The sequence below is a fragment of the Candidatus Portiera aleyrodidarum genome, from assembly GCF_000953295.1.
GTDB lineage: Bacteria > Pseudomonadota > Gammaproteobacteria > Johnevansiales > Johnevansiaceae > Portiera > Portiera aleyrodidarum_A.
The window spans coordinates 125,395-151,310 of record NZ_LN649255.1 but is presented as its reverse complement, the minus strand read 5'-3'; the positions used below and the strand labels follow the sequence as shown (position 1 = coordinate 151,310).

24 protein-coding genes and 4 tRNA genes are annotated in these 25,916 nt (G+C 25.3%); 27 read left to right on the top strand and 1 reads right to left on the bottom strand.

Annotated elements, in window-relative coordinates; all coding sequences use genetic code 11:
- Entirely contained in the window at positions 1–783 is a 783-nt protein-coding gene (gene rsmA / locus PAD_RS00825; protein WP_219848587.1) for a 16S rRNA (adenine(1518)-N(6)/adenine(1519)-N(6))-dimethyltransferase RsmA, read from the top strand.
- On the opposite strand, the gene tsaD is transcribed toward rsmA, so the two are convergent.
- Positions 784–1,812 carry a tRNA (adenosine(37)-N6)-threonylcarbamoyltransferase complex transferase subunit TsaD gene (gene tsaD / locus PAD_RS00820; protein ID WP_219848586.1) on the bottom strand — a complete coding sequence of 343 codons (1,029 nt, stop codon included), beginning with the start codon at positions 1,810–1,812 and terminating at the stop codon, positions 784–786. It abuts the gene before it with no gap.
- A 42-nt stretch (positions 1,813–1,854) separates the two neighbouring features.
- On the opposite strand from tsaD, the gene rpsU reads away from it, so the two are divergent.
- The 26 genes from rpsU to rplD all read left to right on the top strand — a co-directional run bounded on the left by rpsU (position 1,855) and on the right by rplD (position 25,915).
- Positions 1,855–2,070, top strand: a complete 216-nt coding sequence (gene rpsU / locus PAD_RS00815) for a 30S ribosomal protein S21 (RefSeq protein ID WP_219848828.1) — start codon at positions 1,855–1,857, stop codon at positions 2,068–2,070.
- Positions 2,071–2,177: 107 nt separating this feature from the next.
- Positions 2,178–3,824 carry an RNA polymerase sigma factor RpoD gene (gene rpoD, locus PAD_RS00810; RefSeq protein WP_416352730.1) on the top strand — a complete coding sequence of 549 codons (1,647 nt, stop codon included), beginning with the start codon at positions 2,178–2,180 and terminating at the stop codon, positions 3,822–3,824.
- Between the two features lie 34 nt (positions 3,825–3,858).
- Positions 3,859–4,677: a ubiquinol oxidase subunit II gene (cyoA, locus tag PAD_RS00805; protein ID WP_219848584.1), complete on the top strand. Its 819-nt coding sequence runs from the start codon at positions 3,859–3,861 to the stop codon at positions 4,675–4,677.
- Positions 4,678–4,695: 18 nt separating this feature from the next.
- Positions 4,696–6,651 (top strand): cytochrome o ubiquinol oxidase subunit I, encoded by a 1,956-nt coding sequence (gene cyoB / locus PAD_RS00800; protein ID WP_219848827.1) that lies wholly within the window; start codon positions 4,696–4,698, stop codon positions 6,649–6,651.
- Positions 6,623–7,216 carry a cytochrome c oxidase subunit 3 gene (locus tag PAD_RS00795; protein ID WP_258172088.1) on the top strand — a complete coding sequence of 198 codons (594 nt, stop codon included), beginning with the start codon at positions 6,623–6,625 and terminating at the stop codon, positions 7,214–7,216. Before cyoB ends, PAD_RS00795 begins: the two co-directional genes overlap by 29 nt.
- Positions 7,217–7,222: 6 nt before the next feature.
- Positions 7,223–7,516, top strand: a complete 294-nt coding sequence (locus PAD_RS00790; RefSeq protein ID WP_219848817.1) for a hypothetical protein — start codon at positions 7,223–7,225, stop codon at positions 7,514–7,516.
- The gene (cyoE, locus tag PAD_RS00785; RefSeq protein WP_219848816.1) at positions 7,506–8,357 is read left to right on the top strand and encodes a heme o synthase; all 852 of its coding nucleotides are present in this window, start codon (positions 7,506–7,508) and stop codon (positions 8,355–8,357) included. Before PAD_RS00790 ends, cyoE begins: the two co-directional genes overlap by 11 nt.
- A 58-nt stretch (positions 8,358–8,415) precedes the next feature.
- Positions 8,416–8,496, top strand: a tRNA-Tyr gene (locus PAD_RS00780).
- 5 nt (positions 8,497–8,501) lie between these two features.
- Positions 8,502–8,572: transfer RNA gene (locus PAD_RS00775), tRNA-Gly, on the top strand.
- Between the two features lie 12 nt (positions 8,573–8,584).
- A tRNA-Thr gene (locus PAD_RS00770) sits at positions 8,585–8,656 on the top strand.
- Positions 8,657–8,668: 12 nt separating this feature from the next.
- Positions 8,669–8,740, top strand: a tRNA-Trp gene (locus PAD_RS00765).
- 11 nt (positions 8,741–8,751) lie between these two features.
- Positions 8,752–9,120, top strand: a complete 369-nt coding sequence (gene secE / locus PAD_RS00760) for a preprotein translocase subunit SecE (protein ID WP_219848815.1) — start codon at positions 8,752–8,754, stop codon at positions 9,118–9,120.
- A gap of 15 nt (positions 9,121–9,135) precedes the next feature.
- On the top strand, positions 9,136–9,660 hold the full coding sequence (gene nusG, locus PAD_RS00755) for a transcription termination/antitermination protein NusG (RefSeq protein ID WP_219848825.1): 525 nt from the start codon (positions 9,136–9,138) through the stop codon (positions 9,658–9,660).
- Between the two features lie 36 nt (positions 9,661–9,696).
- Positions 9,697–10,146, top strand: coding sequence for a 50S ribosomal protein L11 (gene rplK, locus PAD_RS00750; RefSeq protein WP_219848527.1), 450 nt, complete (start codon positions 9,697–9,699; stop codon positions 10,144–10,146).
- Positions 10,143–10,829, top strand: coding sequence for a 50S ribosomal protein L1 (locus PAD_RS00745; RefSeq protein ID WP_219848814.1), 687 nt, complete (start codon positions 10,143–10,145; stop codon positions 10,827–10,829). The genes rplK and PAD_RS00745 overlap by 4 nt, the downstream gene beginning before the upstream one ends.
- 11 nt (positions 10,830–10,840) lie before the next feature.
- Positions 10,841–11,350, top strand: a complete 510-nt coding sequence (gene rplJ / locus PAD_RS00740; protein WP_219848813.1) for a 50S ribosomal protein L10 — start codon at positions 10,841–10,843, stop codon at positions 11,348–11,350.
- Between the two features lie 15 nt (positions 11,351–11,365).
- A complete protein-coding gene (gene rplL, locus PAD_RS00735; protein WP_219848812.1) occupies positions 11,366–11,737 on the top strand; it encodes a 50S ribosomal protein L7/L12 in 372 nt (123 codons plus the stop codon).
- A gap of 42 nt (positions 11,738–11,779) precedes the next feature.
- Positions 11,780–15,859, top strand: a complete 4,080-nt coding sequence (gene rpoB / locus PAD_RS00730) for a DNA-directed RNA polymerase subunit beta (protein WP_219848811.1) — start codon at positions 11,780–11,782, stop codon at positions 15,857–15,859.
- Positions 15,860–15,896: 37 nt separating this feature from the next.
- Entirely contained in the window at positions 15,897–20,066 is a 4,170-nt protein-coding gene (gene rpoC / locus PAD_RS00725; protein ID WP_219848810.1) for a DNA-directed RNA polymerase subunit beta', read from the top strand.
- 54 nt (positions 20,067–20,120) lie between these two features.
- On the top strand, positions 20,121–20,492 hold the full coding sequence (rpsL, locus tag PAD_RS00720; RefSeq protein WP_219848809.1) for a 30S ribosomal protein S12: 372 nt from the start codon (positions 20,121–20,123) through the stop codon (positions 20,490–20,492).
- 3 nt (positions 20,493–20,495) lie between these two features.
- The gene (gene rpsG, locus PAD_RS00715; RefSeq protein WP_219848808.1) at positions 20,496–20,969 is read left to right on the top strand and encodes a 30S ribosomal protein S7; all 474 of its coding nucleotides are present in this window, start codon (positions 20,496–20,498) and stop codon (positions 20,967–20,969) included.
- A gap of 34 nt (positions 20,970–21,003) precedes the next feature.
- Positions 21,004–23,139: an elongation factor G gene (fusA, locus tag PAD_RS00710; RefSeq protein ID WP_219848807.1), complete on the top strand. Its 2,136-nt coding sequence runs from the start codon at positions 21,004–21,006 to the stop codon at positions 23,137–23,139.
- Positions 23,140–23,154: 15 nt separating this feature from the next.
- Complete coding sequence (gene tuf, locus PAD_RS00705; RefSeq protein ID WP_219848806.1) at positions 23,155–24,348, top strand: elongation factor Tu; 1,194 nt, start codon at positions 23,155–23,157, stop codon at positions 24,346–24,348.
- Between the two features lie 9 nt (positions 24,349–24,357).
- Positions 24,358–24,672, top strand: a complete 315-nt coding sequence (gene rpsJ / locus PAD_RS00700) for a 30S ribosomal protein S10 (RefSeq protein ID WP_219848517.1) — start codon at positions 24,358–24,360, stop codon at positions 24,670–24,672.
- Between the two features lie 2 nt (positions 24,673–24,674).
- Entirely contained in the window at positions 24,675–25,304 is a 630-nt protein-coding gene (gene rplC / locus PAD_RS00695; RefSeq protein WP_219848805.1) for a 50S ribosomal protein L3, read from the top strand.
- Positions 25,301–25,915 (top strand): 50S ribosomal protein L4, encoded by a 615-nt coding sequence (gene rplD, locus PAD_RS00690; protein ID WP_219848804.1) that lies wholly within the window; start codon positions 25,301–25,303, stop codon positions 25,913–25,915. Before rplC ends, rplD begins: the two co-directional genes overlap by 4 nt.
- The last annotated feature ends 1 nt before the right edge of the window (position 25,916 follow it).

Sequence of the window (25,916 nt, the reverse complement as noted above, 5' to 3'; positions counted from 1 at the left end):
ATGTTGAATTTAAAAATAAAAAAACAGTTCGGTCAAAATTTTATTATTAATAAAAAAATAATAATAAATATGATAAAGATAATTAAGATTAATAAATATGATAATATTTTAGAAATTGGTTCAGGTATAGGTTTAATAACACAAAAAATTTTAGATATTACAAATAAATTATATTCAATAGAAATTGATAATGATTTAATAATTATGTTATTAAATAAATTTTATTTTTATCCTAATTATTATCTTTATAAAAAAAATATTATTAATTTAAATTTAAATAAATTAAATATTAATAATATTAGAGTTTTAGGCAATTTACCATATAATATATCTATAAAAATTTTATTTAAATTAATAATTTATAAAAAAAATATAAAAGATATGTATTTAATGTTTCAAAAAGAAGTAGCAATGAGAATTTTAGCAAAAAAAGGACAAAAATATTGGGGAGGTCTTACTGTAATTATACAATATTATTTTAAGGTTTTTAAAATATTTGATTTAAGTTCTGAAAACTTTATTCCAAAACCTAAAGTAGATTCGACTCTGATTAAATTAATCCCATATAAAAAATTGCCTTTTATTGTAACTAATAAAAAAAGATTTTTTTTTATAGTAAAAAAATCTTTTTCAAAAAAAAGAAAAACCTTAAAAAATAATTTAAAAGGATTAATAGATTCTTTTAATCTGAAGTTATTAAAAATTAATCCAGAAAGAAGAGCAGAAACATTAAGTATAAATGAATTTGTAAAATTAACTAATAAAATAATAGAATTAAATTAACTAATTATTATATAAAGGATATTTTAGTTTTTCTAAAGGCCATTTAGGAAATATCTTAATATTCTTATATACTTTTTCTCCTGAATTTATACGAAGAGCACCTAGATAAGCAATCATTGCCGCATTATCTGTACAAAGTTTTTTATTTGGAAAATAAATTTTTAATTTATTTATATATTTTTTTAATTGTTTTTTTAACTTATTACGTAAATTCTTATTTGCACTTACTCCTCCAGAAACTAAAAGATTAACTCTACCATATTTTTTTAAAGCATGAAAAGATTTTATACTTAGTATATTAATAATATATTCTTCAAAAGATTTTGCTAAATTAGCTTTATATTGAGAATTGTTTTTTTTATTTTTTAATATATTAAAAATATATGTTTTAATTCCAGAAAAACTAAACTTTAAATTAGTTTCATATAAAAAAGATTTAGGAAATATTAATTTTTTATTATTTCCTACTTTAGCTAAATTAGATAATTTTTTCCCTCCTGGATAATCTAAATTAAGCATTTTGGCTATTTTATCATATGTTTCTCCAATTGAATCATCTATAGAATATCCTAAAATTTTATAATTCCCTATATTTTTTACATCAATTATCTGCGTATTTCCTCCAGAAATTAATAAAGAAATAAAAGGAAATTTAGGTTTTTTTTTATTAAGCATAGGAGAAAAAATATGTCCTTCTAAATGATTAACTCCAATAATAGGTATATTAAGTGTATATGAAATACTATATGCAATATAAGCTCCAATAAATAAGGAATTATATAAACCAGGTCCAGCAGTATAAGCAATTGCTTTTATATATTTTTTTTTTATATTTAATAACAAGAATAATTTATTAATAATAGGGATTAATTTATTTAAATGATAAATAGATGATAAATTAGGTAAAACTCCTCCGAAAACTTGATGTATAGGTTGATTATATTTTTTATTTGCAATTAAACCAAATTTAGTGTCATATAATGCTACACATGTATCATCGCAAGATGTTTCTATTCCTAAAATAATCATATAATATATATTATATATTATTTATAAATGAAAGGAGAAAAAATGCCTTATATTAAAATTAAAGAAAATGAATCATTTGATGTTGCTTTAAGAAGATTTAAAAGATCTTGTGAAAAAGTAGGTATTTTATCAGAAGTACGTCGTAGAGAATTTTATGAAAAACCAACAACAATTCGGAAAAGAAAAGCAGCAGCGGCTATAAAAAGATATATGAAAAAAATTAACCGAGAGCGAAAACGGTTTGAACGGAAATATTAACTACTCAATTTGAAGATTGATAAAAATTATTGGATAAAAAATAGTGACTGAGAAATATGGAGTTTAAAATAAAAGAATAATAATTTATATTATGTAAGATAAAATAAATAGAGGATATTATTAGTATGTTTAAAGAAAAAGGAATTAATCTTCTTGATAAATTATCTGAAGAAGATACATTAAGATATAAAAATTATAATAATATTGAAGAAACAGAGGAATTAGTTTCTTGGAATAAAGAAAGTGATATACGTAATAATGATCCTGTACGAATATACATGAGAGAAATGGGAAATATAGAATTATTAAATAGAAAAGGGGAAATAGAAATAGCAAAAAAAATAGAAGAAGGTACTAAAGAAATTATGGCAGCAATAGTTTATTTGCCAGGTGCAGTAGATTATATAATAGAAATTTATGATTTAATAAAAAAAGAATCAGGGGAAAATTTTTATGATTTATTTACAGGTTTTATAAATTTAGAAAAAAAAGATATAAAAAAAAATAATGAAAATTCTAATAATAAAACTTATCAGAATGAAGGACCAGATCCAATATTAACAAATATAAAGTTTGAAAAAATTCGTAAACAAAATAAAAAAGTAAAAAAAACCATGTTTAAATATGGATATAAATCAAAAGAAACAAAAATAGAATTAAAATTGCTATCTAATTTATTTTCACATATAAAATTATTACCAAAACATTTTGAATGTTTATTAAATAAAGTTAAATTTAGTATAGATAATATAAGAAGTCAAGAAAAATTAATATTAAAATATATGGTAAAATATGGAAACTACTCAAGAAAAAAATTTATAGATAGTTTTATAGGTAATGAAACTAATTTAAACTGGTTAGATAAATTTATATATAAGAATTCAGATAAAAAAAATAGTATAAAAAAATATAGAAGTGAGATTGTTAAAGCACAAAAAAAAATTTTATTAGAACAACAACAAATAAATTTATCTGTTGGTGAATTAAAAGAAATAAACAAAAAATTTTTAATAGGAGAAACTAAAGCTCATAAAGCAAAAAAAGAAATGATTGAAGCAAATTTAAGATTAGTAATATCAATAGCAAAAAAATATACGAATCGTGGTTTACAATTTTTAGATTTAATACAAGAAGGGAATATAGGTTTAATGAAAGCAGTTGAGAAATTTGAATATCGCAAAGGCTATAAATTTTCTACATATGCTACATGGTGGATACGTCAAGCTATTACTAGATCAATAGCAGATCAGGCAAGAACAATAAGAATCCCAGTACATATGATAGAAACAATAAATAGATTAAATAGGTTATCTAGAAAACTGTTGCAGGAAAGAGGTAGAGAACCTACACCTGAAGAGTTAAGCAATAGACTAGAAATTTCAGAAAAAAAAATAAGAAAAATAATGAAAATAGCAAAAGAACCTATATCTATAGAAACACCAATAGGCGAAGATGAAGATTATTATTTAAGTGATTTTATAGAAGATAATATAACTGCATCACCAATAGAAGCAGCGACAGATGAGGGCTTAGTAGAAGCAACAAGAAATGTTTTAAGTGAATTAACAGCGAGAGAAGCAAAAGTTTTACGAATGAGATTTGGAATAGATATGAATACAGATCATACTTTAGAAGAAGTTGGCAAACAATTTGAGGTAACTCGGGAAAGAATTCGTCAGATAGAAGCAAAAGCTTTAAGAAAATTAAGACATCCTTCACGCTCTGAAGCCTTAAGGTCATTTATTGAAGAATAAAAAAAGAAAAATGAAATTTAAATTGGAAATATAAATGATAAAAAAAATATATTTAAGTTTATTAATTATATTAATATTAAATAATGTAGGATATATAAGTATCTTAAAACCAAGTAGTCCGATATGTTTAAAACAAAAATATTTAATTTTAATATCTACATTGTTAATGTTAATTGTTGTTATCCCTGTTATATTTATGACTTTTTATTTTTCATATAAATTTAGAAAAAAAAATAAAAATGTAAAATATAAACCTGAATGGGATTATTCAAAAAAAATTGAAATTGTAGTGTGGTTGATACCAATTTTTATAATTTTAATATTAGGAATAATTACATGGAAAAGTACACATGAATTAGATCCAGGAAAAAAAGTTTTAAATAATAATAAAAATTTAATTAATATTGAAGTAATATCATTAGATTGGAAATGGTTATTTATTTATAATAAAGTAGGAATTGCGACAATAAATCAATTAGTATTACCAATAAATGTTCCTATTGAATTAAAAATAACGTCTAATACGGTAATGAATTCTTTTTTTATACCTCAAATATCTAGTCAAATTTATTCAATGTCGGGTATGATTAGTAAAAATTTTTTAATATCTAACAAAAAAGGTAATTATATAGGAATGTCCACTAATTTTAGTGGCAAAGGATTTTCAGGTATGAAATTTAAAGTTTTAGTAGTATCTTTAAAAAATTTTGAAATATGGATAAAAAAAATAAAAGAATATAGAAAACAAATAAATTATAAAATTTTATTAAATAAAAGTATAAATTCTAAAATAGAATATTATTCATCTTTAGAAAATAATTCTTTAAAAGTTTTGATAAATAAATTTAATTGATAAAGGAGTATAAAGATGTTGATAGGTAGATTAAATTGGGAATCTATACCATATAAAGAACCAATAATAGTCTTTACAGCTTGTATAGTTTTTTTTATTAGTATATTTATTATATTTATAATAACATATTTCAAAAAGTGGTTATATATATGGAAAAATTGGATAAAAACATTAGATCATAAAAAAATAGGGATTATATATATAATTTTTGCATTAATTATGTTAATTCGTGGCTTTACAGATGCCCTAATGATGAGATTTCAGCAAGCTATTGCTTATAAAGATAATATAGGTTATTTACCTTCTTCTCATTATGATCAAATATTTACAGTTCATGGGGTAATAATGATATTTTTTATGGCAATGCCTTTTCTTTTTGGGTTAATGAATATAATTATACCTTTACAAATTGGTGCTAGAGATGTGGCATTTCCGTTTTTAAATTCCTTGAGTTTATGGTTAACTGTATTTTCTGGAATATTAATTAATATTTCTTTATTTATAGGTGAGTTTGCTTCTACAGGTTGGTTAGCATATCCACCATTATCTGGTATAGAGTTTAGTAAAGGAGTTGGAGTCGATTATTGGATATGGAGTTTACAATTATCTGGGATAGGAACTTTAATCTCAGGTATAAATTTTTTAGTAACAATAATAAAAATGCGTGCTCCAGGTATGGATTTTATGAGATTACCTATTTTTACATGGACAATCTTATGCAGTAATATTTTAATAATAATGTCATTTCCTATATTAACTGCTACTATTTTATTGTTAACATTAGATAGATATTTAGGTATGCAATTTTTTACTAATCATTTTGGTGGAAATCCAATGATATATATAAATCTTATTTGGGCTTGGGGTCATCCAGAAGTTTATATATTAATCTTACCGGCTTTTGGTATATTTTCTGAAGTAGTGGCAACATTTTGTAAAAAAAAATTATTTGGTTATAATTCATTAGTCTATGCCACTTGTGTAATTACAGGTTTATCATTTCTAGTATGGTTACATCATTTTTTTACAATGGGAGCTGGTGCAGATGTTAATGCTTTTTTTGGAATTTCGACCATGATAATTTCAATTCCTACTGGAGTAAAAATATTTAATTGGTTATTTACTATGTATAAAGGAAAAATAGAATTTAGTATTCCGATGTTTTGGACTTTAGGATTTTTAATAACTTTTAGTATAGGTGGAATGGCAGGAGTTTTATTATCTATACCTGGAATAGATTATTTATTACATAACAGTTTATTTTTAGTAGCACATTTTCATAATGTAATTATAGGTGGAGTAATCTTTGGTTATTTATCTGGATTAAATTATTGGTTTCCTAAAATCTTTGGTTTTAAATTAAATGAAAGATTAGGTAAATATACATTTTTTTGTTGGGTAATAGGTTTATTTTTTGCTTTTATTCCTTTATATATTTTAGGTTTTTTAGGTATGACAAGAAGACTGAGTTATTATAATGATCATAATTGGCATTTATTATTATTAACTGCGTTATTTGGAACATTACTAATATTACTGGGTATAATATTTCAAATCTTACAATTAATTATAAGTATAACCTCTAAAGATGAAACTGAAGAAGTAGGAGATATTTGGAATGGTAGAACTTTAGAATGGAGTATATCTTCTCCTCCACCAGTTTATAATTTTTCATATATCCCAAAAATCCTTGTACGGGATCACTTTTGGTATATAAAAAAACAAAAATATGTAGAAAAAATAAAATATGAAAAAATAAAAATGCCTAAAAATACAAGTAAAGGTTTTATAATATCTTTATTTAGTTTAATTTTTAGTTTTTCAATGGTTTGGTATATTTGGTGGTTATCTATTTTAAGTTTCTTTGGAATATTAATTATATATATGTGTTATATGTATAGTAAAAATAAATCTTATTATATAAGTATTGAAGAAATAAAAAAAAATGAAAAGAGTTATAAAAAATGGTATTAAAATGTATACTTTAGAAAGTTTAAATAAAAAAAAATATAATAGTAAAGTATTATTAGGTTTTTGGATATATATTTTAAGTGATTGTATATTATTTTCTGGAATATTTTCTGTTTATGTGGTATTAAGTATTAAATATATGAATATAAAAAATCTTTTTAATATGTATATTGTAAATCTAGAAACATTAATATTGCTGTTTAGTAGTTTTACTATAGGGATAGTTATATTATTTTTTAATAAAAATCAACTTTTCTATAGTTTATTTTTTGTTTTATTGTTAGGAGTTTTATTTGTGATATTAGAAATAAATGAAATAAGAAATATATATATTACACATAAAATAAATAGCTTACTTTCAGCATATCTAGCCTTAGTTGGTATACATTGTATACATATAATAATAGGTATATATTGGGGAATATGTTTATTATTTAATATTTTATTTAATGGTTTAAATATTAAAACTAGAACTAGTTTATTATGTTTAAGTATTTTTTGGCATTTTTTACATATAATATGGGTTTGCATTTATACAATAGTATATTTATATGGGTTAATAAAATAAAATTCTATGAAAAAACATGTAAATGATTGTATAAAAGGATTATTTATATCTTTGTTTTTAACAATAATCGCATATATTTTAGCAGTAAAACTAATATTTCCAATATTTTTTATTAAAATATTAATTATTTTATGTGCAATTATACAAATAATTTCACAAATTATTTATTTTATAAATATAAAAGAAATTTCAAAAATAGATATTAACTTATATATAGGATCTTTAATATTTACAATATTTATAATAATGATAATAATAGGTGGGTCTTTATGGATCATGTATAATATAAATGGTAAATAAAAATTATTTATTAATAATTAAACCTAAAATAATAATAGGAAATTTAATATCAATATTAGGAGGGATTTTTTTATCTTATAAATGGAATATAAAAATATTGTTTGGTAGTGTGTTAGGAATTATATTAATTATAGCGGCAAGTTGTATAATAAATAACTATATAGATCTAGATATTGATAGTATAATGTTGAGAACTAGAAAAAGAGTATTAGTTAGAGAATTTAGTTTTATTAAAAATGCTATTAATTATGCTTATATCTTGTTACTAATAGGGATATTCTTACTTTATAATATAACTAATATCTTAGTTGTATGTTTAGCCTTAATAGGAATAATTATATATCTATTATTATATAGTTTATATTATAAAAGAAATTCTCCATACAGTACTTTAGTTGGTAGTTTTGCTGGATCTCTTCCTCCGATTTTGGGTTATTGTTCAATTAGCAAGAAGATAGATTTAGCAGCAATAATAATTTTATTAATTTATTGGTTATGGCAAATTCCACATTCATATTCTATAGCGATATTAAAAAAAAAAGAATATCTGTTAGCATCAATACCAGTATTTCCAATAAATAAAGGTTTATTAATAACAAAGCAACATATAATAATATATATTATATTATTTATTATTTCAGAAATCATGTTATTTTTAAATGGTTATACTGGATATATGTATTTAATTTTAATTACGTTATTTAGCCTTTATTGGTTATTAATCGCTATTATAAATTATAAAAATAAAAAAAGTGAAATTATAAAAAAATTATTTTTAATATCAATCTTTCTTATTATAATTTTTAATTTAATGATATTTATTGATGTAAAAAAACATTGAAAATAAGTAAGATAAAGAAAATATTGTATAATTATTTTTATATTATAAAATAAAAAAAGGAGAGATACCTAAGTGGACAAAAGGAGCAGACTGTAAATTTGCCGCGGAAGCTTCGTAGGTTCGAATCCTTCTCTCTCCAAAAAAGCGAACATAGTTTAATGGTAAAACATTAGCCTTCCAAGTTGATGATATGGGTTCGATTCCCGTTGTTCGCTAAAATATTTTTTGCTCATGTAGCTCAGAGGAAGAGCGCACCCTTGGTAAAGGTGAGGTCGACAGTTCAAGTCTGTTCATGAGTCTTAATTTAATAAAGGTCAGTAGCTTAATGGGTGAGCAGCGGTCTCCAAAATCGCAGGTTGTGGGTTCAAGTCCCTCCTGGCCTGAGAAGAAAAAAATGATAAAAAAAAATATAAAATCTGAATTTTTAAAATGGTTTTTTTCTATAATAAGTATTATATTTGCAATATTAATAAATAGCTCTAATAGATATTTATATAGATATTTATTAATATCTGAGATATGTATAATCTTTTTATATAGTTTTAGTATATATTTAATGTTAATTACTATAAAAGGGAAAGAATTAATATTTTTAGGAAAAAATGCAAAAAAAGAAATAAAATTTGTATTTTGGCCAAAAAAAAAAGAAATAATAAAAACTACTTTAATTGTAGTATTTTTTATATTTATATTAGGTATACTAATATGGATATTAGATACTTTAATTAGTGGGTTAATAGCAATTATTATAAATAAAAACTAGTTAATGGATAAAAAATTGAAAAAAAGATTATATGTTATACATATATATTCAGGTTCTGAAAAAAAAGTTATTTTAGATTTAAAAAATAGAATAAAATTATCAAGGTTAGAAAAATATTTTGGAAAAATGATAGTGCCTTCAGATAAAAAAATTGAAAATATCTCAGGTAAACTTCGTAAAATTGAACGTAAATATTATCCAGGATATATATTAATAGAAATGGAATTAAATGATAAAACATGGAATTTAGTAAATGAAACAAAAAGAGTAGTTAGATTTATAGGAGCAAACGCAATAAAACCAGAATTTATAAAAAAAAATGAATTAATAAATATATTAAAAAATATAAAAAAAGGTATTGAAAATAATAGTTTTAATTTAGGAGAAAGAGTAAGAGTAATAGAAGGACCTTTCACGGATTTTACAGGTATTATAGAAGAAATAAATTATGAAAAAAAAAAAATACAAGTTAGTGTTTTAATATTTGGGAGATCAACTCCAGTTGAATTAGATTTTCATAAAGTAATTAAGGAAAATTAAATGAGTAAGGAAAATTAAATGAGTAAGGAAAATTAAATGAGTGAGAAAAAAAAAATAATAAATATAGTAAAATTACAAGTTGAAGCAGGAAAAGCAAATCCTAGTCCTCCTATTGGACCAATATTAGGACAACAAGGAATAAATATAATGGAGTTTTGTAAAAGTTTTAATTTAGAAACAAAAAATATAGAAAAAGGTATGCCTATCCCAGTAATAATAAGTATATATTCAGATCGTAGTTTTACATTTATTATAAAAAACCCTCCAGTATCTAGTTTATTAAAAAAAATTATAGGTATAAATAAAGGGTCTAATGAAAATAAGAAAAAAAAAGTAGGAATAATAACAAAAAAACAAATAAAAGAAATTGCAAAAATTAAAAAAAAAGATATGAATATAATTGAAATAAAATCAGCAATAAAAAGTATAATTGGTACAGCAAAAAGTATGGGGATAGATATAAAAGAGGAAGAAAAAAATATATGAGATATATTTCAAAAAGAAAAGTTTTAATAAATAAGATTATAGAAACAAATAAAAAATATAGCTTAGTAGAAGCTATAGAAATATTAAAAAAAGTTACTTTCGTAAAATTTTGTGAGACAATAGATTTAGTAATAAAATTAGGAAAAAATTTAAAAAAAAATAATATAAAATTACCATCTAGTTTAGATAAAAAAATAATTGTTGTTTTAAATAATTGTGATTTGAATGAAAAAAAAAAATTCTTAGAATTAGGTGTATATATAATAGGAATAAATGCATTAATAGAAAATATAAAAAAAAAAGAAATAAAATTTAATGTAATTTTATGTGACCCAGAAAGTTTTGAAAAATTAAAAAAAATAAAAAAGATATTAAAATCAAAAGGTATAAAACTTAAAAAAGAAAGTATTACAAAAGATATATTTAAAAAAGTAAAAGAAATAAAAGAAGGAAAAATAAATTATTGTACAGATAAAAATGGTATACTAAATATAGGTATAGGAAAAATAAATTTTTCTATAAAACAAATAAAAGAAAATTTTTATGTTTTAATTAAAGATTTATTAAATAAAAAACAAGGAAAAGTTAAAGGTTCATATATAAAAAAAATATATATATCTTCAACAATGGGGCCAAGTTTAATCGTAGATAATAAAGAACTAGTTATAAAAAAATCAAATTAGGAGTAAAAGTTTTGAAAAAAAATTTGAAAAAAAAAGAAATAATAGTAAAAAAAATAAATAAAAATATAAGAGAATCAAGATCACTTATAATAGTAAATTATAAAAATATTAATTCAAATATTATGAATGAATTACATATAAAAGGAAAAAAATTATATGTGAATTTATATGTTATAAGAAATAAATTATTTATAAAAGCAATAAAAGGAACAAAATATGAATTTTTAAAATCTTATATTAACGGTCAGTTAATGATTTTTTATTCTAAAAAAAATTTAAAAAATAGTGTAGATTTATGGAATAAAACAAAATTAAAAGAAGAAAAAATTAAAGTAATTGTATATAACGGTAAAGTAGTTGAAAAAAATAAAATAAAAGTTATTGCAAATATGCCTAAGAAAAAAATAATATTCTTTAATATAGTTAATATGCTTAAGTTAATAACTATTGGAAAATTAATATATATACTAATGTTTTTAATAAATAAAAAAAATATTTGTAGTTATAAAAAGGAATTATAAAAAGGAATTCTAAAAATGAATAAAGAAGAAATAATTAATATACTCTCCAAAATGAATGTAGTTGAAATAATTGAATTAGTGTCCGAAATGGAAAAAAGATTTGATATAAAAAAAGAATATTTTTTTAATAATATAAGCAATAAAAATGAAATGAAAGAAGAAAAGAAAGAAGAAAAAATAGAATTTGATTTGATATTAAAATCAATAGGGGATAAAAAAATTGGTGTAATAAAAATTGTACGTGAAATAACAGGATTAGGTTTAAAAGAAGCTAAAATTAAAGTAGAAAGTGCACCAGTTAAAATAAAAGAAGCAATATCAAAAGAAGAAGCAGAAAATATAAAAAAAAAATTAGAAAAGGTTGGTGCAAAAGTAGAAATAAAGTAAATAAGTAAAAAAAAATAATTGAAGTTGAGGAGTGTAATATAAATGGTTTATTCATATACTGAGAAAAAATGTATTCGTAAAAATTTTGGTAAAATCCCTCATCTTGTTGATGTACCGTACTTGTTAGAAATTCAGATTGAATCATATAAAAAATTTTTACAAAATGAAAAAAAAAGTGAAAAAAAGAAAAATATAGGAATAAATGCCGCATTAAATTCAATATTTCCTATAAAAAGTTTATCTGGAAAATCTATATTAGAATATTTAGATTATAAATTAATGAAGCCATTATTTGATGTAAAAGAGTGTCAGATACGAGGAATGACATATTCTACAAATTTACGAGTAAAAATGAGGTTAGTAATTTTTGATGAATTTGAAAAAAAAAGAATTATAAAATATATAAAAGAACAAGAAGTATATATGGGTGATATACCATTAATGACTAAAAATGGGACATTTGTGATAAATGGCACAGAACGGGTAGTAGTTTCTCAATTGCATCGAAGCCCAGGCTTATTTTTTGATTATGATCAAAATAAAAGTAATTCGATAGGAAAATTAATAGCAACAGCAAGAATAATACCTTCTCGTGGTTCTTGGTTAGATTTTGAATTTGATCAACGTGATAATATCTATGTTAGAATAGATAGAAGAAAGAAAATTCCTGTCACTGTCTTATTACGTGCATTAGGTTTAAATAATGAAAAAATATTAAAAAGTTTTTTTGAAATTAATACTTTTAATATTAAAGATAAAAATAATATTTATTGGGAAGATTTTAATCCTTCTAAATTAAGAGGAGAAATAGCAAGTTTGAATATAAGAGATCCTATATTAAATAAAGTTATAATAGAAGAAGGATGTAGAATAACTCAGAAAAAAATTTTAAAATTAAAAGAATTAAATATAAAAAAATTAAAAGTCCCACTAGAATATTTATTAGGAAAAGTATTAGTTAATAAACAGGTTAATAAAAATACAAAAGAAAATATATGTAATAGTAATAATAAAATAAGTTTAGAACTTTTAAATAAATTATTTAAACATAAGATAAAAAAAATAAAAACATTATATATAAATCATTTAGATACTGGTTCTTTTATATCAGATACATTAAAAATAGATACAACAAATTCACAAATGGAAGCAATATTGGAAATCTCTAGTATAATGAGACCTGGAGAACCGCCAAATAAAGATACAGCAGAATTAATATTTAAAAGTTTATTTTTATCTCTTGAACGTTATGATCTTTCAGAAGTAGGAAGAATGAAATTTAATAGAAGATTAAATAGATTAAAAAATAAAGGTAGTGGGATATTAAATGCTAATGATATAATAGATGTAATTAAAGAATTAATAAAAATTAGAAATGGGTTTGGTGTAATAGATGATATAGATCATTTAGGCAATAGAAGAGTTCGTAGTGTTGGAGAAATGGCAGAAAATAATTTAAAAGCAGGCTTATTACGTGTAGAAAAATCAATACGAGAAAGGTTATTTTTAACAGAAACAGATGTAAAAATAATGCCTAAAGATTTAATAAATGCAAAACCTATTACTGCCTCTATGAAAGAATTTTTCATTTCAAGTCAATTATCACAATTTATGGATCAAAATAACCCGTTGGCTGAAATAACCCACAAAAGAAGAATATCAGCTTTAGGACCAGGGGGTTTAACAAGAGATAGAGCTGGATTTGAAGTTCGGGATGTTCATTCAACTCATTATGGAAGATTATGTCCTATCGAAACTCCTGAAGGACCAAATATAGGTTTAATAAATTCTTTAGCGACATATAGTAAAATAAATAAATATGGTTTTTTAGAAACTCCTTACAGAAGAGTAGTAAAAAATAAAGTTACAAAAGAAGTAATCCATTTATCTGCAATAGAAGAATCAGATTATGTAATTGCACAAGCTTCTGCAAAAGTTAATAAAAATAAAGAATTAATAGATGATTTAGTACAAGTAAGAAATAAAGGTGAAACAACTTTTATGCAATCAACTCAAGTAAATTTAATGGATGTTTCACCGTGTCAAATAGTTTCAGTAGCTGCTGCTTTAATTCCTTTTCTAGAACATGACGATGCTAACAGGGCTTTAATGGGTTCAAATATGCAAAGACAGGCAGTTCCAACATTAAGATCAGAAAAACCTTTAATAGGTACCGGTATGGAAAAGGTAGTAGCTAAAGATTCTGGGGTATGTATATTGGCTAAACGTAGTGGGATTGTAGAATTTGTAGATGCAAAAAGAATTGTTATTCGTGTAAATGAAAAAGAAATAAAAGAAAATGAAATTTGTGTAGATATATATAACTTAAAAAAATATATGCGTTCTAATCAAAATACATGTCAAAATCAAAGAACAATAGTAAATGAAGGAGATAAAATAAAAGTAGGAGATATTTTAGCTGATGGCACAGCAGTAGAGACAGGCGACTTAGCGTTAGGACAAAATATGAGAATAGCGTTTATGCCTTGGAATGGTTATAATTATGAAGATTCTATTATAATTTCAGAAAGAGTAGTAAAAGAAGATAGATTTACTACTATTCATATACAAGAATTAAATTGTATATCTCGTGATACAAAATTAGGTCCAGAAGAAATTACATCAGATATACCAAACGTTAGTGAATCTGCTTTAAGTAAATTAGATGAATCAGGGATAGTTTATATAGGAGCTGAAATTAAAGCAGGAGATATTATAGTAGGTAAAGTAACACCTAAAGGTGAAAATAAATTAACCCCCGAAGAAAAATTATTACGTGCTATATTTGGTGATAAAGCGTCAGATGTAAAAGACACATCTTTACGTGCAAATTCAGGAACTGTAGGAACGGTAATAGATGTACAAATTTTTACAAGAGATGGAATAAAAAAAGATTTAAGAGCAAGAGAAATAGAAAAAAGAAAAATAGAAGAAATAAGTAAAGATTTAAAAGAAGCTTTTTGTATAACAGAAGAAGCAACAATAAAAAGATTAAAATTAGCAATAAAAGGTAAAGAAGCTTTTAAAGGTCCAAATATAAAAAAAGGTGAGATAGTCGATGAGGAATATTTAAAAAAATTAAATTATATCAAATGGTATAAATTAAAAATGAAAGATGAGAATTTAAATAAAAAAATAAAAAAAACTAAAGATCAAATAGAAAAACTACACGAAGAAATGGAAAGGTATTTTATAGAAAAAAAACGAAAATTAATTCAATGTGATGATTTAGCGCCAGGAATTTTAAAAATTGTAAAAGTTTTTTTAGCTATAAAAAGAAAAATCCAAACTGGTGATAAAATGGCAGGTCGTCATGGTAATAAAGGAGTAATATCAGCTATAAAACCTGTAGAAGATATGCCTTTTGATGAAAAAGGTGAACCAGTAGATATTGTGCTGAACCCTTTGGGTGTTCCTTCTCGAATGAATGTTGGACAAATATTAGAAACACATTTGGGAATGGCAGCTCATTGTTTAGGTTTAGAACTTGAGAAACTGTTAAAAAATATTAGTAAACCAAAAGAAATAAGGAAATTAATAGATAAAATTTATAATAAAACAGGAGGGTGTAAAGAAAAAATAGATATTTTAACTGATAATGAACTAAGAAATTTAGCTAAAATTTTATCAAAAGGAGTGCCTATTGCATCCCCAGTTTTTGACGGCGCAACAGAAAAAGAAATAAAAGGGTTATTAAAAATGGCAGGAGTACCAGAATCAGGACAATTAAGATTATTTGATGGACGGACAGGAGAAAAATTTGATAGAGAAGTAACAGTAGGTTATATGTATATGTTAAAATTAAATCATTTAGTGGATGATAAAATGCATGCGCGTTCAACTGGATCATATTCATTAGTAACTCAACAACCTTTGGGTGGAAAAGCTCAATTTGGAGGACAAAGAGTTGGGGAAATGGAAGTATGGGCTTTAGAAGCTTATGGAGCAGCTTATACATTACAAGAAATGTTAACCGTTAAATCAGATGATGTAGGAGGGCGTACAAAAATCTATAAAAGTATTGTAGATGGAGATTATACTATGCAGGCCGGTATGCCTGAATCATTTAACGTATTAGTAAAAGAAATTAGATCATTAGGTATAGATGTAGAAATGGAATGAGAAAAATAATAATTATGATTTAGTTAGGTACAAACTTATGAAGTATTTGGTAAAAAAAATTAAATCTAAAACGTATTATGAAGAGTTTGATGCAATAAAAATTTCATTAGCTTCTCCTGAAATGATAAGATCTTGGTCATATGGTGAGGTCAAAAAACCTGAAACGATTAATTATCGGACCTTAAAACCAGAAAGAGATGGTTTATTTTGTGCTAAAATTTTTGGACCTATAAAAGATTATGAATGTATTTGTGGTAAATATAAAAGAATGAAACATAGGGGAATAATATGTGAAAAGTGTGGTGTAGAAGTTACAAAAACCTCAGTTCGTAGAGAAAGGATGAGTCATATAGAGTTAGCATCTCCTGTAGCACATATCTGGTTCTTAAAATCATTACCAAGTCGTATAGGCATGTTATTAGATATGACCTTAAGAGATATAGAAAGAATTTTATATTTTGAAGCATTTGTAGTGATAGAGCCTGGAATGACTAAGCTTAAGAAAGGACAATTATTAAATGAAGAAAAATATTTTGAATCAATAGAAGAATATGGTGATGAGTTTAATGCAATAATGGGAGCAGAGGCTATAAAAAAATTATTAGAAGATCTAGATTTAGAAGAAGAAATAAAAAAATTAAGAAAAGAAATAAAAGAAATTAGTTCAGAAAATAAAATGAAAAGATTATCTAAACGGTTAAAATTAATAGAATCTTTTAATAATTCAGGAAATAAACCTAGTTGGATGATTTTAAATGTTTTACCTATCTTACCTCCAGATTTAAGACCTCTCGTACCATTAGATGGAGGAAGATTTGCAACATCAGATTTAAATGATTTATATAGACGTGTTATAAATCGTAATAATAGATTAAAAAGATTAATAGAATTAAAAGCTCCAGAAATAATTGTACGTAATGAAAAGAGAATGTTACAAGAAGCCGTCGATGCATTATTAGATAATGGAAGAAGGGGAAGAGCAATTATTGGTTCAAATAAGAGACCGTTAAAATCATTAGCGGATATGATTAAAGGGAAACAAGGTAGGTTTCGTCAAAATTTATTAGGAAAACGTGTAGATTATTCAGGTAGATCTGTAATAACAGTAGGTCCGAATTTAAGATTAAATCAATGTGGGTTACCTAAAAAAATGGCGATTGAATTATTTAAACCTTTTATATATTCAAAGTTGCAAAGAAATGGACATGCAGCAACAATAAAAGCAGCAAAAAAAATGGTTGAAAAAGAAGTGACAGAAGTATGGGATATATTAGCAGATGTAATTTGTGAACATCCAGTCTTGTTAAACAGAGCACCAACATTACATAGATTAGGTATACAAGCATTTGAACCTATTTTGATAGAAGGTAAAGCTATACAATTACATCCATTAGTTTGTGCGGCATATAATGCGGATTTTGATGGAGATCAAATGGCAGTTCATGTTCCATTGACCTTAGAATCCCAATTAGAAGCTAAAAAATTAATGATGTCAACAAATAACTTATTATCACCTGCAAGTGGTGAACCAATAATTGTGCCTTCACAAGATGTAGTATTAGGTTTATATTATATGACAAGGGACAAATGTAATGTAAAAGGTGAAGGGATGATATTTTCTAATATAAGTGAAGTAGAATTGGCTTTTAGTAATAAAAAAGTTGATTTGCATGCTCGTATTAAAGTAAGGTTAACAGATTGGATAAAAGATGAAAAAGAAAAATTAATAAAACAGACATCAATACATAGTACTACAGTAGGTCGTGCTATATTATATAAGATGTTACCAAAAGGAATGAGTTTTGAATTAATAAATAGACCTATGAAAAAAAAAGTAATATCTAAATTAATAAATTTAGTTTATAGAAATCTTGGATTAAAAGAAGCTGTAGACTTAGCAGATAAACTTATGTATACAGGTTTAAACTTAGCAACTTGGTCAGGTGCTTCTATTGGTGTTAATGATTTTGTTATACCTAGTTCAAAAGAAGATATAATAAATAAAGCAGAAAAAGAAGTAAAAGAAATAGGTAATCAATATATTTATGGATTTGTAACATTAGGAGAAAAATATAATAAAGTTATAGATATTTGGTCAAAAGCTAATGATAAAGTTGCGAAAGCTATGATGACGGTGATATCAAAAGATGTAGTATTAGATAAATTAGGTAAAAAAATTGAAAAAGAATCTTTTAATAGTGTATTTATTATGGCAGATTCAGGGGCGCGAGGAAGTGCCGCGCAAATTAGACAATTAGCGGGAATGCGTGGATTGATGACAAAACCAGATGGTTCAATTATTGAAACCCCAATTACAGCAAATTTTCGGGAAGGATTAAATGTATTACAATATTTCATATCAACTCATGGAGCTAGAAAAGGTTTAGCAGATACAGCTTTAAAAACAGCTAATTCAGGATATTTAACTAGAAGGTTAGTTGATGTTGCACAAGATGTAGTAATTACTGAAATAGATTGTAATACAGAAAAAGGATTATTAATGTATTCAGAAATAGAAGGAGGGGATATAATTGTATCAATAACTGAAAAAATATTAGGTAGGATATTAGCAAAAAATATTTTAGATTTTAAAGGGAAAGTATTAATAAAAGCTGGTACATTATTAGATGAAGATTGGTGTAATAAAATATATAGATTAGGTATAGATGAGGTTGAGGTACGTAGTATAATAAATTGTGAAACTTTATATGGAGTTTGTGTAATGTGTTATGGTAGAGATTTATCAAGAGGAAATTTAGTAAATATTGGAGAATCAGTAGGTGTAATAGCTGCTCAATCTATAGGCGAACCTGGGACTCAGTTAACTATGCGAACTTTTCATATTGGTGGGGCTGCGTCCCGAACTTTAATAAAAGATAGTGTTCAAGTTAAGTATGGTGGGAGAGTACGCTTTCATAATATGAAAGCAGTAGAAAGAAATGATAAAAAATTAATTGTCGTTTCTCGTTACAGTGCAATATATATTATTGATAAAAAAGGCAGAGAACGTGAGTATTATAGATTACCTTATGGCACAGAGTTAAATATAATAGAAGGAAACTTTGTAAGTTCAGGTACAATCATAGCTAATTGGGATCCTCATACACATCCTATAATTTCAGAATTATCAGGATATATAAAGTTTATTGATTTAGAAGAAGGGTTAACCATGCACAGGACAGTAGATGAAATGACAGGAATATCTTCTATAGAAATATTAGAAATTGGTAGTAGACCCGCCTCAGGTAGAGATAAAAGACCAAGAATTATATTACAAGACAAAGAAGGTAAGAATATATATTTACCAGGTAATAATACCCCGGTACAATATAATTTACCAGGAAAAGCTTTGATTTCAGTAGAAAATGGGAGCAAAATCGGTATTGGTGAAGTCATATCTAGAATTCCTGTTGAAGCATTAGGAAATAAAGATATTACAGGTGGATTACCACGAGTATCTGATTTATTTGAAGCAAGAAAACCAAAAGAATATTCAATAATGGCAGAAATAGCAGGGATAATAAAATATGGGAAAGAAACAAAAGGGAAACGTAGAATAATAATAAAATCAGAAGTAAATGAAGAAAAAAAAGAAATATTAATTAACAAAGGCCGTCAAATAAGTGTTTTTGAAGGTGATAAAGTAGAGAAAGGAGAAATAATTTCTGATGGTCCAAGTAATCCACATGATATCTTACGGTTATTAGGAGTAGAGAAATTAGCAAAGTATATTATAAATGAAATACAAGAAGTATATAGATTACAAGGTGTTGGAATAAATGATAAACATATTGAAGTTATAGTAAGACAAATGTTACGGAAAGTAAAAATTATAGATTCAGGAGATAGTAATTTTATTAAAGGAGATCAACTAGAATTAGTATCTGTTTTAGAAGAAAATATAAAATTATATAAATTGAAAAAAAAAATAATTATATATGAAAGAATATTATTGGGGATTACAAAAGCTTCATTAGCAACAGAATCATTTATTTCAGCAGCATCTTTTCAAGAAACAACCCGTGTTTTAACAGAAGCAGCAGTTAATGGTAGATATGATAAATTAAGAGGATTAAAAGAAAATGTAGTTGTTGGCAGATTAATTCCAGCAGGAACAGGTTTAGCTTATCATAATGAACGTCGTAGAAGAAATAAAAAATATATAAAAGAAAGTATAGAAGAATTTAGAGATTTAGAATTAAAGTAAGTTAAGAGATTACTATAAATTGACATAAAAAAAAAAGAAATTTATAATAAAAAAATGATAACAATAAATCAATTAATTAGAAAAAAACGTAAAAAACCAATAAAAAAAAGTGGTGTTCCTGCATTATCTGGGCCACAAAAAAGAGGAGTTTGTACAAGGGTTTATACAACAACGCCCAAAAAACCAAATTCAGCTTTAAGAAAAGTATGTAGAGTTAGATTAACTAATGGAGTTGAAGTAACCTCTTATATAGGTGGAGAAGGACATAATCTTCAAGAACATTCTGTAGTCTTAATTAGAGGCGGGAGAGTAAAAGATTTACCAGGGGTAAGATATCATACGGTAAGGGGTGCTTTGGATACATTTGGTGTAAAAAAGAGAAAAAGTTCACGATCAAAATATGGAACTAAAAGAAAACTAGGTTAAAGAATGTCTAGACGGAATATATCGATCAAAAGAGAAATAAAACCAGATAAGAAATTTAAAAGTATTGTATTAGCTAAATTTATAAATCATATAATGATTGATGGGAAAAAAGCAAGAGCGGAGGGCATAGTTTATGGTGCATTAAATAGAATAAATAAAAAATTTAAAAATAATGTCGCACTAAGTATGTTTGAAAAAGCGTTAGAAATAATAAAACCTATGGTAGAAGTAAAATCAAGACGTGTTGGTGGGGCAAAGTATAAGATACCTGTAGAAATAAGATCTGCCAGAAGAGATTCATTAGCAATGAAATGGTTAGTTAAAGCATCACGAGAAAGAAAAGAAAAAACAATGGAAAAACGGTTATATGGAGAAATATTAGATGCTCTAGAAGGAAAAGGTATAGCAGTAAAAAAAAGAGAAGAAGTTCATAGAATGGCAGAAGCTAATAAAGCTTTTGCACATTATAGGTTTTAAAATTATAGGGTTAAAAAAAAAAGGAAAAGAGGAAGTGAGTAGAAAAACACCTATAAAAAGATATAGAAATATAGGAATAATTGCACATGTTGATGCAGGCAAAACTACAACAACAGAAAGAATATTATATTATACAGGAAGTACTCATAAATTAGGAGAAGTGCACGAAGGAACAGCAGCAACAGATTGGATGGAGCAAGAACAAGAAAGAGGGATAACAATAACATCAGCAGCAGTAACAACATTTTGGAAAGGAATGAAAGGACAATATAAAAACCATAGAATTAATATAATTGATACACCTGGACATGTTGATTTTACTATAGAAGTAGAAAGGTCATTAAGAGTTTTAGATGGAGCAATAGTAATATTATGTGGTTCATCAGGAGTACAATCACAAACAGAAACAGTGTGGAGACAAGCAAATAAATATAAAGTACCACGGATAATATTTATAAATAAAATGGATAGACCTGGAGCAAATTATTTAAAAGTTTTAAAACAAATTGAAGAAAGATTAAATTGTAAAGCAGTTCCAATACAACTAAATTGGGGAAGTGAAGAAAAATTTAAAGGTATAATAGATTTAATTGAAATGAAAGCTATTTCATGGTTAGAAAAGAATAATGGTATGGAATATGAAAGAGTAGAAATACCTTCAGAACTAAAAAAAATATCAAAAAAATATAATAATATTTTATTAGAACTAGCAGCAGAATCAGATGAAAAGATATTAGAAAAATATTTAGAAGAAGGTAAATTATCTAAAAAATTAATAAAAAAAGGTTTACGAATTAGTACTTTAAAAAATGAAATTGTTTTAGTAACTTGTGGTTCTGCTTTTAAAAATAAAGGTGTTCAAGCTTTATTAGATGCGGTAATAGAATATTTACCGTCACCTTTAGATATTGAGATTTTTAAAGGAAAAGAAAAATTATTAATAAAAAAATCAGAGATAAAAAATTATATAGCTGATGAAAGTGCAGAATTTGCAGCTTTGGCATTTAAAATAGCAACAGATTCATATGTAGGAAATTTAACATTTATCAGAGTCTATTCAGGAAAAATTAGATCTGGAGATAAAGTATATAATTCAGTAAAAGAAAAAAAAGAGAGAATTGGAAGAATAGTTCAAATGCATGCAAATTCAAGAGAAGAAATTAAAGAAATTTTAGCAGGTGATATAGGAGCTTGTGTAGGTTTGAAAGAAACGGCAACAGGTGATACACTTTGTTCAAGTTCAAAAAGAAATATAATTTTAGAAAGAATAGATTTTCCAGAACCAGTAATTTCAGTTGCAATAGAACCTAAATATAAAGATGATCAAGAAAAAATGATAATTGCCCTTAATAAATTAGAAAAAGAAGATCCTTCATTTAAAGTAAGTTATGATAAGGAAAGTGGACAAACAATAATATCTGGAATGGGTGAATTGCATATTGAGATTCTAGTAGAGAGGATGCGTAGAGAATTTAAAGTAGAAGCAAATATAGGCAAACCACAAGTAGCATATCGTGAAACAATTAAAAAAGTAGTTAAGCAAGAAGGAAAATTTATTAGACAATCAGGAGGTAGAGGACAATATGGGCATGTTTGGTTACGAATTGAACCATTAAATAAATTAGAAAAAAGAAAAAATAAAGAAATTAATTTAAAATTTAATTCAGAAATAGTAGGTGGAGCAATCCCAAAAGAATATATATCAGCTATAGAAAAAGGTGCATTTGATCAATTAAAAAATGGGGTTTTAGCTGGGTACCCAATGATAGATGTAAAAGTAACTGTATTTGATGGATCATATCATGAAGTAGATTCTAATGAAAATGCTTTCAAAATTGCATCGTCAATAGCAGTTAAAGAAGGAGCAAAGAAAGCTGAAGCAGTTTTATTAGAACCAATTATGAGAGTAGAAATTATAAGCCCAGAAAAATTTATGGGAGAAGTAGTAGGGGATCTAAATCGACGCAGGGGGATTATCCAAGGTATGGAAGATACTTATTATGGAAAAATTATAACGGCAATGGTCCCATTGAATGAAATGTTTGGATATGCAACAGATCTAAGATCTAATACTAAAGGCAGAGCAAGTTATACAATGGAATTTGAAAGATATGATGAAGCACCAGATAGAGTGGTTAAAGAAGTTATAAAAAAGAATAAATATTATTAAAAGAGGGTAAGATTAGTGGCTAAAGAAAAATTTAATAGGGATAAAGAGCATGTTAATGTTGGGACAATCGGACATGTAGATCATGGAAAAACCACTTTAACAGCGGCATTAACTAGGGTATCTTCAGAAATTTATGGTGGGGAATGGAGAAAATTTGATACAATAGATAATGCTCCAGAAGAAAAAGAAAGAGGAATAACAATAGCTACAGCACATGTAGAATACGAATCAAAAAAAAGACATTATGCCCATGTAGATTGTCCAGGACATGCAGATTATATAAAAAATATGATAACAGGTGCAGCTCAAATGGATGGAGCTATATTAGTATGTTCTGCAGCTGATGGTCCAATGCCGCAAACTCGTGAACATATTTTATTAGCACGTCAAGTAGGAGTTCCGTATATTGTAGTTTTTTTAAATAAAGCAGATTTAGTAGATGATGAAGAATTGATTGAGTTGGTAGAAATAGAAATTAGAGAATTATTATCAGAATATGAGTTTCCAGGAGAAAAAACCCCAATAATAAAAGGTTCGGCTTTAATGGCCTTAGAGGGTAAAGATGAAAAAGGTATGGGAAAAAGTGCAATACTAAAATTAGTAGAAGAATTAGATAAATATATACCGTTACCTGAAAGAGCAATAAATAAACAATTTTTGATGCCAATAGAAGATGTATTTTCAATATCTGGAAGAGGGACAGTAGTTACAGGTAGAGTAGATCGTGGAATAATAAAGACAGGAGAAGAAGTTGAAATAATAGGGTTGAAGGATACTATAAAAACAACTGTAACAGGAATAGAAATGTTTAGAAAAATACTTGATGAAGGGCGTGCTGGAGAAAATATTGGTGCCTTACTGCGTGGAATTAAAAGAGAAGATGTTGAAAGGGGTCAAATTTTAGCGAAACCAGGTTCAATAACCCCACATACAAAATTTGAATCAGAAGTTTATATTTTAAATAAAGAAGAAGGTGGAAGACATACACCATTTTTGGATGGATATAGACCACAATTTTATTTTAGAACGACAGATGTTACTGGAACATGTGAATTAAAAGAAGGTGTAGAGATGGTAATGCCAGGAGATAAGATAAAAATGATAATAAAATTAATAGTACCGATTGCAATGGAGGAAGGGTTAAGATTTGCTATAAGAGAAGGAGGAAGGACTGTAGGAGCTGGGATAGTAGTTAAAATATTAGAATAAGAGAGAAAAATGAAAAATCAAAAAATTCGTATAAGGTTAAAATCTTTTGATAAGTTATTAATAGATAAATCATCTAAAGAAATAGTAGAGACAGCAAAAAGGACTGGAGCACAAGTAAAAGGACCTATTCCTTTACCTACAGATATAGAAAGGTATACAATTTTAATATCTCCACATGCAGATAAAGATGCGCGTGATCAATATGAAATTCGTACACATAAACGATTATTAGATATTACAGAACAAACAGAGAAAACGGTTGATGCGTTGATGGATTTAGAATTATCAGCAGGTGTAGAAGTACAAATTAAGGTAGGAAATTAAATATGATTGGAGTAATAGGAAAAAAAATAGGAATGAGTATAATTTTGAAAGATAAAGGGGTTTCAATACCTGTTACTATAATAGAAGTATTGCCGAACAGGATAGTTAATATTAAGACAAAAAAAAAAGATGGTTATGATGCAATACAAATTACAGAAGGTGGATTAAAAAAGAAAAAGAGATCTAAATCAATATTAGGACAATTAAAAAATATAGGATGTGGATCAAAGTTAAAAGAATTTAAAATAAGTAATGAAGATATAAAAAAAATAGGTAGTGAATTAAAAGTATCTATGTTTAAAATAGATGAAAAAGTTAATGTTAGTGGAATTTCTAAAGGGAAGGGATTTCAAGGCACTATAAAAAGGTGGAACTTCAAATCTCAAGATAAGAGTCATGGAAATTCACTATCTCATCGTAAAGCTGGATCCACAGGACAATGTCAAACACCAGGAAGAATATTTAAAGGGAAAAAGATGGCAGGTAGAATGGGAAATGAGAAAATTACAGTAAAAAATTTAAAAATTGTAAAAATAAATATAGAGTTGAATTTAATTATAATTAAAGGTTCTATACCAGGATATTCAGGAAATAAAGTAATTATAAAAAAAATAAAAAAGATTAAAAAATGAATTTAAAAATTATAAATATAAGTGAAAAAATAAAATTATCAAAAGAAGTATTTTATAAAAAATTCAATAAATCATTAATTCATCAAGTAGTAACATCATATATAACAAATTCAAGACAAGGAACAAAAGCACAAAAAAAATATACTAATATAAGGGGTGGGGGGAAAAAACCTTGGAGACAAAAAGGAACAGGAAGGGCCCGGGCAGGGAGTATAAGGTCACCTTTGTGGAGAGGTGGTAGTAAAACTTTTGCAGCAAAAAAAAAGAAATATTATAAAAAAGTAAATAGAAAAATGTATAGATTAGCAATGTGTTCAATAATATCAGAGTTAATACGCCAGAAGAGTTTAATAGCAATAAAAGAAATAGATGTAAAGATTATAAAAACAAAACAAATAATTATGAAAATGAAAGATTTAAATATTAAGAAGTTTAAAATTATCATAATAACTGAAAAGTTTGATAAAAAAATTGAATTAGCTTCACGTAATATACCTAATATTAATACAATTAATTTAAGGTTAATAAACCCATTAAGTCTTATAAAAACAGATAAAGTATTAATAACAGTATCAGCTTTACGGAAATTAGAGCAAATATTAAAGATATAAT

Excerpts from the sequence above, each read along its gene's own strand:
- rsmA (WP_219848587.1), top strand. The coding sequence starts at position 1 with ATGTTGAATTTAAAAATAAAAAAACAGTTCGGTCAAAATTTTATTATT.
- tsaD (WP_219848586.1), bottom strand. The coding sequence starts at position 1,812 with ATGATTATTTTAGGAATAGAAACATCTTGCGATGATACATGTGTAGCA.
- rpsU (WP_219848828.1), top strand. The coding sequence starts at position 1,855 with ATGCCTTATATTAAAATTAAAGAAAATGAATCATTTGATGTTGCTTTA.
- cyoA (WP_219848584.1), top strand. The coding sequence starts at position 3,859 with ATGATAAAAAAAATATATTTAAGTTTATTAATTATATTAATATTAAAT.
- PAD_RS00795 (WP_258172088.1), top strand. The coding sequence starts at position 6,623 with ATGAAAAGAGTTATAAAAAATGGTATTAAAATGTATACTTTAGAAAGT.
- PAD_RS00790 (WP_219848817.1), top strand. The coding sequence starts at position 7,223 with ATGAAAAAACATGTAAATGATTGTATAAAAGGATTATTTATATCTTTG.
- cyoE (WP_219848816.1), top strand. The coding sequence starts at position 7,506 with ATGGTAAATAAAAATTATTTATTAATAATTAAACCTAAAATAATAATA.
- secE (WP_219848815.1), top strand. The coding sequence starts at position 8,752 with ATGATAAAAAAAAATATAAAATCTGAATTTTTAAAATGGTTTTTTTCT.
- rplK (WP_219848527.1), top strand. The coding sequence starts at position 9,697 with ATGAGTGAGAAAAAAAAAATAATAAATATAGTAAAATTACAAGTTGAA.
- PAD_RS00745 (WP_219848814.1), top strand. The coding sequence starts at position 10,143 with ATGAGATATATTTCAAAAAGAAAAGTTTTAATAAATAAGATTATAGAA.
- rplL (WP_219848812.1), top strand. The coding sequence starts at position 11,366 with ATGAATAAAGAAGAAATAATTAATATACTCTCCAAAATGAATGTAGTT.
- rpoB (WP_219848811.1), top strand. The coding sequence starts at position 11,780 with ATGGTTTATTCATATACTGAGAAAAAATGTATTCGTAAAAATTTTGGT.
- rpoC (WP_219848810.1), top strand. The coding sequence starts at position 15,897 with ATGAAGTATTTGGTAAAAAAAATTAAATCTAAAACGTATTATGAAGAG.
- rpsL (WP_219848809.1), top strand. The coding sequence starts at position 20,121 with ATGATAACAATAAATCAATTAATTAGAAAAAAACGTAAAAAACCAATA.
- rpsG (WP_219848808.1), top strand. The coding sequence starts at position 20,496 with ATGTCTAGACGGAATATATCGATCAAAAGAGAAATAAAACCAGATAAG.
- rpsJ (WP_219848517.1), top strand. The coding sequence starts at position 24,358 with ATGAAAAATCAAAAAATTCGTATAAGGTTAAAATCTTTTGATAAGTTA.
- rplC (WP_219848805.1), top strand. The coding sequence starts at position 24,675 with ATGATTGGAGTAATAGGAAAAAAAATAGGAATGAGTATAATTTTGAAA.
- rplD (WP_219848804.1), top strand. The coding sequence starts at position 25,301 with ATGAATTTAAAAATTATAAATATAAGTGAAAAAATAAAATTATCAAAA.